Genomic DNA, 13,764 nt, shown 5'->3' on the forward strand with positions numbered 1-13,764 from the left:
ACGGAAATTTAGAACTTTAGACCTTCTTTCCGGCAAAACTCGCTAAATGTCAGATGGTCAACCGACTGAAGCTTGCACACATCCGGAATGTGCAGTTTCTTGGATTGACTCGTTACTGGCGACTCCATGCTGACCACTGGGAGCTTTAGTGTCTTTGCTAACGCTATGATTGAAATGTCAGTCAAGCCAACTGTCTTCTTCGTGCCTCCGATGAACTCCGAAATTGAATCCTTGTGCTGATCTTCCATATTGTTGCAGTGGTCGATGTAGGTTCCCCAATCCCAATCCTCTCCGACTTCCAAGAGGATGTTGTCCTTATTATCCTTGATGCATTGGCCAACCGAGCCGGGAATGTGCTCCATCTCCGTGAATATCTCTTGCGTGACAGCGACGATTCCGCTCTCCAGCACTTTTGCCTTGAATCCTGTCCACAGAGATTCGTGTATGTCTTCGGGCATCGACTCCAAGGGATTAGAAATGCCTGAGGTGTCGAAGCAATACTTCTTCATCACTTCCAAAAATGCTCGCGAATATCGTTGAGATGAGAAAAATTCTTAATGCCCATGAATTCTGCAGCATTGTGATTTGTAATCCGGCCCGACGTCCACGCTTGCAGCACTAGTCCGGTGTAGAGATCGCCAAGTGTGTTGCGGTATCGCGTGCCATAATACTCGGCACGTCCAAACTGCTTAAAGTTGGCTTCCTCAGTATCAAATTGAGATTTCTTTTTGTTCCAGTAAAAGGACTCTTTCACATATCCGAGATGAACTAGCCGAATAAGCATCGCGTGCCGGCTGACAGAAAAATGACGTGAGTACCTTGAAAGGTCACTGTCGCTGATCTCGTCAGCGGGCGTATTTGGCATTGCGCCAACAACGTCACGCACATCTTTCTGTGGCATGAGGAATGATGCTGCAAATTGATCGCACCATTTTTCAGTTGGCGATGAATTCTTTCTGACTGGTCCAATGATTCCGCTGTGGCCGAGCACGATGTGTGCAAGTTCGTGCGCCAGCGTGAACGCCTGGGCAGACGGAGATTCGTTTCCGTAGACGATCACCGGAAGAGGGTCTGCAAAAATGCAGATGCCGCGAATTCCAAGCTTCTTAAGCTCGCTTCTTCGGAAAGTTAGGACTCCGGCGCTGCCGAACTTGTTACGTAGAACGTTAGGGAGGAGATGCTGCTTAGACCTGAGTGCCGTTTGCTCGGAAATATCAAAATGGAGAGCATTCCTCGCTTCGTCCGCCACAGTATTAGGGTTGTTCGCGACGGCTGCATGCAGCTCTGTCGGGAGGGGCGGTGGCTCTTCCCCAATCTCGCTAAAGAGATCGATCGCATTATCCCGTTGAGCTTCAGCCCACGATTGGATGGACCTCAGATCGCGCTCTTGCTCAGCGTTCAGCCTTTTGGCATCTCGGGGGCGTCGAAGGTCGGGGACCAGTTCTGGCTCTTTTACGGGAGGCGGGGCACTACGAAAAAACTCTAGGAATGGCCTCTCATAAAATTCAGCAAGAGATCTAGCCTGGGGGACGGTCGGTGCGGTCCCACTTTTCTTGTCTTCCCAATCGAGAATTTTCTGAGTTGGCTGCTTAAGCTTCGACGCTACTTCGTCCACGGATCGGCCACGCCATTCTCGCGCCCATTTGAGCACGTCGGCGTTGAATGGAATTGGCTCTTTCTTCCGTGCGGAGCTTGCCATAACGGAATCACCCTACCGCAAATTGTAAATTTTATCGTGCGCTCATCAGTCGATGCTATGCGGCTTATTCCAGAAGTGCGCCCCGATTGCTTGTCTCAACCTCGAAATAACGGGCGCCTGGTGCGGTTGCGAAGGTGCGGCGTCGCAGTCGCCGGACCTTCGAAAGTACTGCCGAGAACCCAGATGGATCGCTTTTCGGGTCGCAGTAGATCGGCCTGATCCACGCATGAGAACATAGAAAGAACGTGAGTCAACCCCGCACGGTGAACCGCTTCTACGGGAAGATGAGGATGGCAGCTAACTGATTGAAATCACTGGCGCGCTCGGAGAGATTCGAACTCCCGACCCTCGGAATCGAAATCCGATGCTCTATCCAGCTGAGCTACGAGCGCGTGCGGTCTGCCGATTATCAGACTTGGCCCGGCAGGGCCAGCAGTGGATGCCTAGAGCCTGTTCCGATTGAGATCGGAACGGGGCTCTAGATTCTCGATTAGACGCGTTTTCTTGACGCGAACCGGTCCCCACTTCACTGGAAAACGCTTTAGCTAGTAACAGGGATACCGCCGGCGGTCTTGGCCGATATAGGCGGCCGCGCCCTGGCGGCAGAGGATGGTAGAGGGACCGTCGTAATAGGCGAAGGTGCCGGGCTGCAGGCCGGGGCCGTAATTGTGCAGGTAGCTGATCGGGTAGGGCAGCCCCCAATTGTGCAGGTGGTGCCGATTATGGCGGGCGTCGGCCAGACCTGGGGCGAGGGTCGCGGTGGCGAGGAGGGTGGCGGCAACGAAAAACTTCGCTTTGGTCATTTCGATTCTCCGGAAGTTTCACAGAAACAGGTGCGAATTCGAGCTGAGCGGATAGCCGTTGGTGTGAAGAAAAGCACGTCAAAACAATATGATAGATGCTGAACCTCTGATTCGATCGAAGCCCGTATTCCCTGACATTTTGGCTGATCTGATTTCGCATTCTAGGAGAAGCGGGTAGAAAAGCTGCGGAAAAGCACCGTAACGCGCCCATTTTTGGCCTCAAGGGATGCTTAACGAATTCCCAACACAGTCCGGCCAAAGTTTTGCTGTCCGGTCCTGACTCTACGGGCCGACTTATCCCGCGTCTGACAAAGGCTATCCGGTTCCCGATCGACCCATGCGCATCACGCCCCTTGCCCTGCTGTCCCTCTCGGTTCTGGTCGCGACGCCAGCGCGCGCCGACTTGCATATTAGGCGCGATCACGGCGGATATGTCGAGGAGTACAAGGCCAAGTACAAGCGCATCCGCGACCGCAAGGAGCGCGTCATCATCGACGGCATCTGCAACTCGGCCTGCACGCTGGTGTTCGGCATCGTGCCGATGAACAAGATCTGCGTGACGCCGAAGGCGAGCCTCGGTTTCCACCAGGCCTATTACGACAAGGCCTTCACCTTCGGCATGAAGGTCACGAGTTTGGAAGGGACGTCAGACCTGATGTCCTATTACCCGGACACCGTGAAGGACTGGATCCGCCGCAATGGCGGGCTCACCACCGAGATGAAGAAAATCAAGAACGGCGGCGAGCTCTGGAAGATCGTCGATGCCTGCCCGGAAGAGTGGTGAGGCGCAGCAAGTCTACCGCGGCTTATAGCGTTTTTGAGCGAAGTGGATACCGGTTCGCGTAAAGAAAACGCGTCAAAACAAGAATCTAGAGCTTCGGTTCTGATTCAATCAGAACCGATAATGCTCTAGTCTTTCCGGTTGGCTTCTCCGTCCGCGATCAGCAACACCGACACTTTTGATTTGCTGAGAATCGCGGCGGCTACGCCGCCAAAGTTCAGCGCATCCCCCTTCATCCGATCGACCCCCAATATGACGAGATCGGCGCCGCTGGTCTCGATCTCCTGCAAGATGGCCTCTTCAGGAGTCGCATTCGCACGCAGCGTCGTTCTGACGTCGACATCATAGCGGGCCGCTGCCGCGGCGGCGTCTTTCAAAATACCTTCCTCGCGCGCGAGTGACATGCTGGCGCCGCGCCGGCGCGCGCCTTTGTCCCTCGTCGTGGACACATAAACCACCCTGAGTGGACAAGGGCTCGAGCGCGCCAGCGCGCCCGCGACCTCCGCACCGCGTCGCGATACGGCACTTCCGGAAACCGGAACCAGGATCCTGAACTCCGCACCCGCGGGTTGCTTGAGGTGGACGCCCTTTGCCGCAACGAGAGCAACAGGCCCCTTGAAGCCCGAGGCGACGTCTTCGACTTTCTGGTCGAAGCCGTCTTTGCCCAAGACATTCTCCATTCCGACAACGAGAAGATCGAATCCCTTTCGCGCCTCTTCCTCGACGGCATCGGCGGCCTTTTGAGCCCGGGCGCGCGTCGTTATCTCGACGTCGCCCACGCTCTCTTGGTCGGCCTCTGCGATTTTCGTGGCGGCTTCTCTTACGACCGCTTCGTGGCTCTCTTCATCCTGGCGCTTTCCTTCCTGTTGCTTTGCACGGGCACCTACATGAAGAACCGTAATTGGCAGGCCACGCGTTCCTGCGAGCAGGCCCGCGACACGAGAGGCAAATTTCGCATTCGCGCCTTCATCTACGGCGAGCAACAGGCGCTCGAGATTCGCGACAAAATCCTTTTGCTCGAACTCCTCGCGCTCAAGGCGCGCCTTTTCATCCTTCCCGAGCGGAAGACGGGAAAGCGCGCCGCGAAGCATCGGCGGCATCGCCATGGTGGTGAGGATCGCCATCGTCACGATCATCGAGAACAGATTTTGGCTAAGTACTCCCATGGAAAGACCGATGGTGGCGATGATGACTTCGGTCGAGCCGCGCGCATTCATTCCGGTTGCCAGCGCGTAGGATTCCCTTGGCGTGAGCCCACCAAGCGCGCCGCCCGCAAACGCGCCGCCGAATTTTCCGATGCTGGCGATGCACACCAGCGCGCCCGTCAGCATCAGCAGACCAGGATCCCGAAGCACGGTCAGATCCGTGCTCAGGCCGGCCATACCGAAAAACACTGGCATGAACAGACCCGTGATCAAGCCACGCAAGCGCTCGTCGATCTGCCGCGTCAGGATCGGCGATTCGCCGACCAGGATGCCGGCGACGAACGCGCCGAGCACGGTATGAACCCCGATCAGGTGCGTGATCATCGCCATCGTGCTCATCAGGAGCAGGATGACGGTGATCACCGCGGCTGAGCTCACCAGATAATCGTTGGTCCAGCGAATCAGGCGGAATACCAGCCGTCGACCGACAGTGAAGCTGATGGCCAGGAAGAGAAGGGTACCAAGCACGGCCTGACCGACGGAAGAAACATCGAGCGTGCCGTGCGATGCCAGACTGAAGATCATGGCGATGATGATCCAGCCGATGGTGTCGTCGATGATGGCTGTGGCAACAATGATCTGGCCGACATTCCGCCGCATGAAGTTCATTTCGCGCACGACCACAGCGACGATTTTTACCGACGAGATCGAGAGCGCGGTACCTAGAAACAGCGAGGCCACGAGGCGGGTTTCGGGATGCGGAAGCAGGCTCTGCGGCAGAACCTGGCCGAGCGAGAAGCCGCAGATGAATGGGACCACGATCCCCGCAATCGATACCGAGGCAGCCGCACGCCCTACCTTGCGGACCAACTTGAGGTCCGTTTCCATCCCCGTCAGCAGCAACAGCAACAGGATGCCGACCTGCGCGATGCCCTCGATCAGCGCTTTCTGTTCGGGCGAGGGGGGAAAGATCGCCGCATGGGCGGCGGGCCAGAGCCATCCGAACAGGGAAGGGCCCAGCAACAGGCCGGCCAACAGTTCCCCGATCACGGATGGCTGGCCGATCCGCTGCATGATTTCGCCGAGCCCGCGTCCGACCGCTACCAGGAGCGCGATCTGGGCCAGCAGCAGGAATTCGGATGGACGGGCTGATTTTTCGCCCTCAGCGCTGACGACTGTTGTCATCAGCAGGAATGCAGCGAGCGTCCACAAGGTTCGCGACCGGCACCATCTGATTGCCATCGCTTAATTCCCCAAAATCCGCGATCCGGAAGTTTTGGATTCCGTGCCTTCCCGGGGTCAATTGCGTTCATGATGATTGGTTTCAAGCGGCTAACGGACCTTTGGCATGAGGAGGCAGTGCCGATTTCTGAATCGAACGCGAATCCGGCCGCGCGGCGTTGGCAGTTGAACGAATGTTTGGCGCCTGGATCGCGGCCGGGGTGGTTGCGCTCGGCAGCCCGGCGCGATCAGTCCTTGCCGCACGGCATATGATCGGGCAACAGGGGCGCAAATGACTGGCGACTTCGAAAAAATGGCCGCGCGCGCGGCGCCGGCGATTTTCGTCGTGCTCTGGAGCACGGGCTTCATCGGCACCAAATATGTGCTGAACAATGCCGAGCCGCTGACCTATCTCGCGATCCGCATGGCCTGCGTCGTGGGGCTGATGGCGATCATCGTGGCGATCGCGCGGCCACGCTGGCCGGATCGCATCGGCATCGCGCACAGCGCCGTCGCCGGCATTCTGGTGCATGGAATCTATCTCGGCGGCACGGCGATCGCGATCGCGCATTCGATTCCGGCGGGGCTCTCGGCATTGATCCCAGGGCTGCAGCCGATTCTTACCTCGACGCTTGCAAGCCGCTGGCTCGGCGAACGCGTCACGCCACTGCAATGGGGCGGATTGCTGCTCGGGCTCGCCGGCGTCGTGCTGATCCTGCACGACCGGCCGATGAGCGGCGAGGCGGGTTGGGGATGGCTTGCCTCGGCCATATCGCTGGTCAGCATCACCTTGGGCACGCTCTACCAGCGCCGCTACTGCAGCACGATCGACTGGCGTTCCGGCAATCTCGTGCAATACGTCGCGGTGACGATTTTCTTCGGCCTCGGCGCATGGCTGTTCGAGACCAATGTGGTGCACTGGACCACCGAGTTCATCCTGGCGCTGACCTGGCTTGCCGTGGTGTTGTCGATCGGGTCGATCGGACTCTTGTACTGGCTGATCCGCCGCTCGGCCGCAACGTCGGTGGCGAGCCTGTTCTATCTGGTCCCGGCCGTGACGTCGCTGATGGCGTATGTGCTGTTCGGCGAGAAGCTCGACGCGGTTTCGATTGTCGGCATGATCGCCTGTGCTGCTGCGGTGCTGGTGGTCAACCGCCGTTCAGTTTGAAGTAGAGTTCTCGACCTTCATGCACGTATAAATTTCGTGAGGCTTCTCAATATTTTCTCTGGGTTGTGCCCATTAAGGCGATCGTAAGCAAAACGGGTCAGATTGGGCACGATTTTGGGGGATTTCTCGTATGACCACGCAATCCATTGGAAAGTTCCTGCCGGCGCTCAAGCTGCGGCTCGGCACCAAAGCCGTTATCTCGGCCATCCTTCTGATTGCGGTCAATACCGCGCTGGTGGTGGGAGCGGCCCATTGGTCGCTTACCTCCGAGTTCGGCGATCGGGCGCTGCGGGATATCGAGGTCAACCTGCGCACCCTGGGCCTGGCGTTTGCCGAGACCTACAGCGACGCCAAGATTACGATCAAGGACGGGGCCGTCGCCCGCGCCGAAATTTCCAAAATGCCGGAGTTCAAGGACCACGCGATCGTCGATCGCGCGGTCGGCTATACCGGCGGCAACGCGACGCTTTTCGTCTATGACGATGCCAGCAACCAGTTCGTTCGCCGCACCACCAACGTCAAGAAGGAGAACGGCGACCGTGCCGTCGGCACCCAGCTCGCCCCCGACCATCCGGGGCAGGCGGTCGTGCGTCGCGGCGAGGCTTACCGGGGGCCGGCGACGCTGTTCGGCAAGACCTTCATGACGGCCTACTACCCGATCATGAATCCGGCCGGAAAGGTGATCGGACTTCTCTATGTCGGCATTCCCATGGCGCACTACGAGAGCATGCTGTCGCACGCCATTCAGAACATGGCGATCGCAGCCGGCATCGCTGCGCTGCTCGTGATGATGCTGACCATGGTGCTGGTGCGCCGGGTGACCAAGCCGCTGATCTCGGTCACGGCCTCGCTGACGGCAATCGCCAACGGCAACACCGAGGTTGAGGTCGACTACCACGACCGAATGGACGAGATCGGCGAGATTGCGCGTACTCTCGCGGTCTTCAAGAACAACTCGGTCGAACGCCGTCGCCTGCGCGACGAACAGATTGCGGCTGCCGCCGCCGCTGCCGAGCAGCGCAAGACTGAATTGCGGAGCTTCGTCGACGAGTTCCAGACCAGCGTCGGCAGCATCCTTGACAAGGTGCTGAACTCCTCCAGCGAATTCGAGCGTGTCGCGCAGCAGCTCACCGAGACCGCGCGGACTACGGCTGGCCTGTCGGGCAAGTCGGCCGGCGCTTCGGAGACCGCCTCCGAGCATGTCCGCACCGCGGCGACCGCCTCCGACGAGCTCTCCAGCTCGATCGCCGAAATCACCCGCCGGGTCCAGGAATCGAACGGGATCGCGGCCGACGCCGTCAAGCAGGCGGCTGCCACCGACCAGCGCATCAACGAATTGTCCGAAGCCGGCGCCCGGATCGGCGACGTGGTGAAATTGATCACCTCGATTGCCGAGCAGACCAACCTGTTGGCGCTCAACGCCACCATCGAGGCGGCGCGGGCGGGCGATGCCGGCCGCGGCTTTGCCGTGGTGGCGCAGGAGGTCAAGAGCCTCGCCGGCCAGACCGCGAAGGCGACCGAGGAGATTTCCAGCCAGATCGGCAACATGCAGCTTGCGACCGAAGAGTCGGTCAGCGCGATCAAGGCGATCGGCCAGACCATCGAACGCATCAGCGATATCGCCACCTCGATCTCGGCGGCGGTCGAGCAGCAGCGCGGCGCTACCCAGAACATCGCCGAGAGCGTTCGCGCGGCGGCCAGCGGCACGGCAGACGTTGCGGCCAACATCCGCAACGCCGCGCAGGGCGCCGACGAGACCGGCGAGACCTCGAGCCGGATGTTTGCCTCCGCGCAGAATCTGTCGAGCGAGAGCCTGCACCTGAAGGCCGAGGTCGAAAAATTCCTCGACCGCGTCCGCGCCGCCTGACGGAAGCGTCACGGCTGCGGCGCCCGCCGCCGGTGAAACCGGAAGCTTCCGGATTCGTAGTTTCCCCATACTGCGAATGCCCCTCGTTTCCCGGGCTGGAGGGCTTCCGTGAACCGATACGCCGCGCTCTATCTGGTGACGCTGCTCGTCATCCTCCCCCTTGATTTTCTGTTCCTTGGCGTCGTCGCCAGGGACTTCCTCGCCTCCCAGGTCGGCAACATGCTGGGCGAGATCAAGCTCGCACCCGCGATCCTGTTCTATCTGATCTATGTTGCTGGCGTCGTGACCTTCGTCAGCGGCGGGCAGGGCGCTACCTGGCAATCCACGCTGCTCTATGGCGCGCTGTTCGGCTTCTTTTGCTACGCGACTTTCGACCTGACCTCGCTGGCGCTGCTCAAGCATTGGAGTTAGCCGGTCGCGATCGTCGACGTCGCGTGGGGGGCGTTCGTGACGGCGGTCTCCTCGACCGCCGGATTGCTCGTGGCGGATTGGGTGGTGCCGAAAATGTAGGGTGGGCAAAGCGTAGCGTGCCCACCACTTCTTGCATCGCTCTTGATGGTGGGCACGGCGCAAGCGCGCCTTTGCCCACCCTACGCCATCTCAATTCGTCACTTCGGCTGCGGCACGATCCGGATGTAGGGCTTCGGCGCCTTCCAGCCGGCCGGATAGATCGTCTTCGCCTCGTCGTCGCTGACGGAGCCTGCGATGATGACGTCCTCGCCCTGCTTCCAGTCGGCCGGCGTCGCGACGCGATGCTTTGCGGTCAGCTGCAGCGAGTCGATCGCGCGCAGTATCTCCTGGAAGTTGCGGCCGGTGGTCATCGGATAGACGATCGTCAGCTTGATCTTCTTGTCGGGGCCGATCACGATCGCGTTGCGGACGGTCTGGTTGTCTGCAGGCGTGCGGGTGAGAGGATCGCCCGAGGTCGAAGCCGGCAGCATCTCGTAAAGCTTGGAGACGTTGTAGTCGGTATCGCCGATCATCGGATAGTTCGGCGCAGCACCCTGCGTCTCCTTGATGTCCTCGGACCATTTCGAATGCCGGTCGACGGGATCGACGCTCAGGCCCATCAGCTTGACGCCGCGCTTGTCGAACTCCGGCTTCAACTTCGCGAGAGCGCCGAGTTCGGTGGTACAAACCGGCGTGAAATCCTTCGGGTGCGAGAACAAGAGCGCCCAGCTATTGCCGATCCAGTCGTGGAATTTGATTTTTCCCTCGGTGGTCTGGGCTTCGAAATCGGGGGCGGTTGCGCCAATAGGGAGTGCCATGATGTGACCTCATCTTATTAAAGTTACAGGAGAATTCGTCTCTAGCATTATACGAGTCTGAGGCGGTTAAGTGAACCAGTTAGCGCAAAAGGTGAGATCCTTCTCCGCAAGCCCGGAACTCCTAGCATCTTCTTTTGATCCGCGCCTCTGCGACGAAAAGAACCCGTTTGCTCCCGCATTTGGCGAAGATGAGTCAGGTTCTGGAGCTATCCTTTTGTTTGATCGCAATCTTTTCAACACTGTTCCACTTTTCTGCCGCCGCTGCCCCGATGTCGCCTTTTATCGCCCGCATCACGCCGGGCCGCTTTGCACCCGAGGGTGCGTTGTGGGTGCTTTGGCCTGAACCGTGACCGGCATCACAGCGACCAATTGGCAACCATGTAAAAATCTCGAAATGCCAGTTTCGAATCGTTAACCGCTCGTTCATGCCCGGTATGGAAATGCTGGACCTGAAAAAGAAATCGAGAAGTGCAACTATGCCTGCCCCGACTGCCAAGACCACTGAAACGTCCATTGAGACATCCGACGACGTCCCGCAACCGTCCTGCCGCCAGACCGCGGCGCACGCGCTCACCATCGTGCGCGACGGCGTGATCACTGGCGAGGGGCCCACGACCAAGGGCCGTATCCATTTTTCCCGCGCGCTCGATGCCGATGACGCTGCCTGGTGCGCGCGCATCCTGACCGTCAGCGCGGTCGAGCATCAGCCGGTGAGCCGCGCCGAAGTCGAGGCGCTGTTTGAAATCAGCGACGCCGCCGCCGAGCGTACCGACGACGGACGTTTCGACGACCTGCTGGCCAAGGCGGTCGCCCATCATGCGGCGTCCGAATCCGGCCTGCCGGTGCCGCCGCGCACGGTGGCGCTGTCGCCCGATACCGACATCGAGAGCTGGGCGCCGACGCAAGCCGCCAAGATCGATACCAAGGTGCTGGAATGGCTTGCCAGCCAGATGCGCGGCAAGCGCCGCGTTAACCACCGCCTCACAGCGCTGGTCGCAACCCTGATCGGCGCCGCCGCGCTCCCGCTCGCGCAACTGCCGGGCATGCTGGATATGGGGATGCTGTAAGTTCATCTGGCGATCACTGACCTGAAGACGGCGGGGTCATTCCCCGCCGTTTTGTTTTGGCACCGCTGATGAGGCCGTCATTGCGAGCCACCCGGTCGGCGCGAAGCGCCGCCGGATGGCTCGCAATGACGGTAGATACAGTTTTGCGATCTCGCGGCGCATTGCGTCCGAGGTTTGCATCTTCGTTTGCCCTCCTCGAAATAGAGGGCGCAGGGAAGACCGGGTGCTTGCTGCACCCGCGGTCTCGTGTGCAACGTGCACAGAAGAACACGCACACGAGCATACAGGTACAGGCGGAGCATCCCGGCCTTCCCTGCGCAATGGCTTTACGGCTTACTTCGTGCTCTTCCCGGAGAACGGCTCTTTTGCCTCCGTTATTGGCGGGACGCTTCCCGCCAACGTAGCGCCAGCACCGCGGCGCCCGAACCACACGACTTCACCGTACGCATCCGGCGCGTACGTCTAGCGCGCCACCAGCGTCCACCGCATCTCACCGCACGTTCGTGACGATCGCGAGCGTCCCTCAATTGGGTGAGACGCGCGGAGTTATGCGGGTGATTTGCCCGGCGGTGGAAGCGGTATATTTTTGCCGCGCAATCTGGACGACCCAAATCACGTTGAACCGGCTGGTGAAATTCGTTTTTACGCGCAGCGCGTTTTGCGGCATTTTGGACGCGCGCCGAGCGGTCGACGCCTACGTCAGTGAAAGCCACGACCGAGGACTGTGACTTAAGTCACATTAACCGCTCGGCATTCCTACGTATTGTGACCGCTAAATTCGATGCTAGTGTCGGTTTTCATTGCCGATTTGGAAATTTTCTGATGCGCGCGTTTTTGGGAGTGGTCCTGACGGCCTGGCTGACTTTGCTGGCTGGCCAGCCCGCGTTTGCCGAGAAGCGCGTGGCGCTGGTGATCGGCAATTCGGCCTACCGGAACGTGGCCAAGCTGAGTAATCCCACGAACGACGCGGCGGCTGTTGCGTCGATGTTCAAGTCCGCAGGCTTCGACACCGTCGAGTCCAGGCTGAACCTGACCGTCGGCGAGTTGCGCAAGACGCTGCGCGATTTCGGCAACAGGAGCCGGGATGCCGATGTCGCCGTTGTCTACTATGCCGGGCACGGCATTGAGCTGGATGGCACCAACTATCTGATTCCCGTCGACGCCACGCTCGAGACGGACGCGGATGTTCTGGACGAGACGCTGCCGCTCGACCGCGTGCTGTTCGCTGTCGAGCCGGCGAAGCAATTGCGGCTGGTAATCCTTGATGCCTGCCGGGACAACCCGTTCGCCAAAAACATGAAGCGCACGATCGCGTCCCGCGCGATCGGACGGGGATTGGCCAAGGTCGAGCCTTCCAGCCCCAACACCATGATCGCCTTTGCGGCGAAGGCGGGATCGACCGCATCCGACGGCGACAGCAAGAACAGCCCGTTCGCAGCCGCGCTGGTCAATCATCTCACCAAACCGGGCCTTGATCTGCGCAAGGCATTCGGCTTCGTCCGCGACGATGTCTTGAAGGCAACCGGCAACGCGCAGGAGCCATTTGTCTATGGCTCGTTGGGCGGCAACGACGTGACGCTCGTGCCAGCCGCGCCTGTACCCCCGGCAGCCGCATCGACCGATCAAGACGCTACGATGCAGCGGAACTACGAATTCGCACTTCAGGTCGGCACCAAGCCGGTGTGGGATGCATTCATCGAGAAATATCCGTCCGGCTTCTTTACTGCACTTGCCAAGGCGCAACGTGACAAACTCGCGGCTGAAGCCGCGCGGATCGAGGCCACGAACAAGGCCAAGGCAGCCCAGGACGAGCAGGCGCGCCTCGCCGTCGAAGGCGCCAAAGCCGCGGAGCAGGCCAAGGCTGCCGAACAGGCCAAAGCCGCCGAGAAAGCCCGTGTCGCTGCCGAGCTGGCGAAAAAGGCCGAAGAGGCGAAGGTAGCGGAAGCCGAGCGTGCGAAGGCCGCGGCAGAAGCAAAACTTGCCGAAGCCGAGCGCGCGAAAGCAGCAGTAAAAGCCGCCGAGGAAGCAAAGGCTGCGGAGGCCGCGAGGTTGAAAGCCGCCGAAGTAGAAAAGGAGCCCGCTGCGAAGAGGGGAAGCGAGAGCAAAATCGCCGCGCTCACGCCGCCGGCCGACCAGTCCGATCAGCCCAAGGCGATCGACCTCCCTCGCTCCCTACAAGCCGAACTGCGGCGGGTCGGCTGCAACACCGGAGCGGTTGACGGCAACTGGAATGCGGCCTCGCAGCGGTCGCTCGATCTGTTCAACAAGCACACTGGGATGAAGCTGGAGGTCAAGGTTGCGAGCGTCGATGCACTCGATGTCGTCAGGAGCAAAACCACGCGCGTTTGCCCGCTGATTTGCGATCATGGGTTCAAGGCCGATGGCGATCGCTGCACGAAGATTACCTGCCGTGCAGGTTACGAGGTCGGCGATGACAACACGTGCGAAAAGATCGAGACGAAGAAGCCTACTGCAAAGCGCGAAGAACCGAGGGTGCAGCGCGACAAGGCAGAGCGCGGCAAGTTAGAATCGACCCCTTCGAAGCCGCAAGCCTCAGGCCAGATATTTTGTACCGGTCAAGGATGCAGGCCGGTAGGCAAAGGCTGTAGCATTCAAGTCGTGAGGCCCGGAGCGCCGGGATATGTCTCAGGCGCCAGCGGACAGATCGAAGTTTGCAACTGAGCGGCTGACGAAGTGCGCGGTGTTTGGATCTAGGATTCGGTATGCCGATTTGGAAGTTTTTTT

General features: G+C 59.8%; 11 protein-coding genes, 1 tRNA gene and 1 pseudogene. 6 read left to right on the plus strand and 7 right to left on the minus strand.

Annotation, left to right across the window (positions count from 1 at the left end; translation table 11 throughout):
• Window positions 1–8 precede the first annotated feature (8 nt).
• The 4 genes from V1286_RS11485 to V1286_RS11500 form a co-directional block, all read right to left on the minus strand.
• A complete protein-coding gene (locus V1286_RS11485; protein WP_334489624.1) occupies window positions 9–509 on the minus strand; it encodes a DUF4411 family protein in 501 nt (166 codons plus the stop codon).
• Window positions 509–1,699, minus strand: a complete 1,191-nt coding sequence (locus tag V1286_RS11490; protein WP_334479647.1) for an ImmA/IrrE family metallo-endopeptidase — start codon at window positions 1,697–1,699, stop codon at window positions 509–511. Before V1286_RS11490 ends, V1286_RS11485 begins: the two co-directional genes overlap by 1 nt.
• A gap of 315 nt (window positions 1,700–2,014) precedes the next feature.
• Window positions 2,015–2,091 (minus strand) — tRNA-Arg (locus tag V1286_RS11495).
• Between the two features lie 153 nt (window positions 2,092–2,244).
• Window positions 2,245–2,502 carry a hypothetical protein gene (locus V1286_RS11500; RefSeq protein ID WP_334479648.1) on the minus strand — a complete coding sequence of 86 codons (258 nt, stop codon included), beginning with the start codon at window positions 2,500–2,502 and terminating at the stop codon, window positions 2,245–2,247.
• 337 nt (window positions 2,503–2,839) lie between these two features.
• Here V1286_RS11500 and V1286_RS11505 point away from each other — a divergent pair, with 337 nt between their 5' ends.
• Complete coding sequence (locus V1286_RS11505; RefSeq protein WP_108518287.1) at window positions 2,840–3,286, plus strand: hypothetical protein; 447 nt, start codon at window positions 2,840–2,842, stop codon at window positions 3,284–3,286.
• 125 nt (window positions 3,287–3,411) lie between these two features.
• On the opposite strand, the gene V1286_RS11510 is transcribed toward V1286_RS11505, so the two are convergent.
• Window positions 3,412–5,613 carry a cation:proton antiporter domain-containing protein gene (locus V1286_RS11510; protein ID WP_417021247.1) on the minus strand — a complete coding sequence of 734 codons (2,202 nt, stop codon included), beginning with the start codon at window positions 5,611–5,613 and terminating at the stop codon, window positions 3,412–3,414.
• Between the two features lie 328 nt (window positions 5,614–5,941).
• Here V1286_RS11510 and V1286_RS11515 point away from each other — a divergent pair, with 328 nt between their 5' ends.
• From V1286_RS11515 to V1286_RS11525, 3 genes and pseudogenes are all read left to right on the plus strand, one after another.
• Window positions 5,942–6,817, plus strand: a complete 876-nt coding sequence (locus tag V1286_RS11515; RefSeq protein ID WP_334479652.1) for a DMT family transporter — start codon at window positions 5,942–5,944, stop codon at window positions 6,815–6,817.
• A gap of 130 nt (window positions 6,818–6,947) precedes the next feature.
• Complete coding sequence (locus tag V1286_RS11520; RefSeq protein ID WP_334479654.1) at window positions 6,948–8,684, plus strand: methyl-accepting chemotaxis protein; 1,737 nt, start codon at window positions 6,948–6,950, stop codon at window positions 8,682–8,684.
• Window positions 8,685–8,792: 108 nt separating this feature from the next.
• Window positions 8,793–9,194, plus strand: a pseudogene (locus V1286_RS11525) (DUF2177 family protein).
• Between the two features lie 98 nt (window positions 9,195–9,292).
• Here the strand turns inward: V1286_RS11525 and V1286_RS11530 are convergent.
• Both V1286_RS11530 and V1286_RS11535 read right to left on the minus strand, forming a co-directional pair.
• Window positions 9,293–9,952 (minus strand): peroxiredoxin, encoded by a 660-nt coding sequence (locus tag V1286_RS11530; protein WP_334438931.1) that lies wholly within the window; start codon window positions 9,950–9,952, stop codon window positions 9,293–9,295.
• A gap of 193 nt (window positions 9,953–10,145) precedes the next feature.
• On the minus strand, window positions 10,146–10,466 hold the full coding sequence (locus tag V1286_RS11535) for a hypothetical protein (protein WP_334479656.1): 321 nt from the start codon (window positions 10,464–10,466) through the stop codon (window positions 10,146–10,148).
• Between V1286_RS11535 and V1286_RS11540 the strand changes: the two genes are divergently transcribed.
• Window positions 10,429–11,019 (plus strand): hypothetical protein, encoded by a 591-nt coding sequence (locus V1286_RS11540; RefSeq protein WP_334479657.1) that lies wholly within the window; start codon window positions 10,429–10,431, stop codon window positions 11,017–11,019. The two genes, V1286_RS11535 and V1286_RS11540, sit on opposite strands and share 38 nt — an antisense overlap.
• 822 nt (window positions 11,020–11,841) lie before the next feature.
• Complete coding sequence (locus tag V1286_RS11545) at window positions 11,842–13,701, plus strand: caspase family protein (protein ID WP_334479658.1); 1,860 nt, start codon at window positions 11,842–11,844, stop codon at window positions 13,699–13,701.
• Window positions 13,702–13,764: the final 63 nt, after the last annotated feature.

The organism is Bradyrhizobium algeriense (genome assembly GCF_036924595.1).
Taxonomy (GTDB): domain Bacteria; phylum Pseudomonadota; class Alphaproteobacteria; order Rhizobiales; family Xanthobacteraceae; genus Bradyrhizobium; species Bradyrhizobium algeriense.

Bases quoted from the DNA above. Each gene is read 5' to 3' on its own strand.
- V1286_RS11485 (WP_334489624.1), bottom strand. From the start codon at position 509: ATGAAGAAGTATTGCTTCGACACCTCAGGCATTTCTAATCCCTTGGAG.
- V1286_RS11490 (WP_334479647.1), bottom strand. From the start codon at position 1,699: ATGGCAAGCTCCGCACGGAAGAAAGAGCCAATTCCATTCAACGCCGAC.
- V1286_RS11500 (WP_334479648.1), bottom strand. From the start codon at position 2,502: ATGACCAAAGCGAAGTTTTTCGTTGCCGCCACCCTCCTCGCCACCGCG.
- V1286_RS11505 (WP_108518287.1), top strand. From the start codon at position 2,840: ATGCGCATCACGCCCCTTGCCCTGCTGTCCCTCTCGGTTCTGGTCGCG.
- V1286_RS11510 (WP_417021247.1), bottom strand. From the start codon at position 5,613: ATGACAACAGTCGTCAGCGCTGAGGGCGAAAAATCAGCCCGTCCATCC.
- V1286_RS11515 (WP_334479652.1), top strand. From the start codon at position 5,942: ATGACTGGCGACTTCGAAAAAATGGCCGCGCGCGCGGCGCCGGCGATT.
- V1286_RS11520 (WP_334479654.1), top strand. From the start codon at position 6,948: ATGACCACGCAATCCATTGGAAAGTTCCTGCCGGCGCTCAAGCTGCGG.
- V1286_RS11530 (WP_334438931.1), bottom strand. From the start codon at position 9,952: ATGGCACTCCCTATTGGCGCAACCGCCCCCGATTTCGAAGCCCAGACC.
- V1286_RS11540 (WP_334479657.1), top strand. From the start codon at position 10,429: ATGCCTGCCCCGACTGCCAAGACCACTGAAACGTCCATTGAGACATCC.
- V1286_RS11535 (WP_334479656.1), bottom strand. From the start codon at position 10,466: ATGGACGTTTCAGTGGTCTTGGCAGTCGGGGCAGGCATAGTTGCACTT.
- V1286_RS11545 (WP_334479658.1), top strand. From the start codon at position 11,842: ATGCGCGCGTTTTTGGGAGTGGTCCTGACGGCCTGGCTGACTTTGCTG.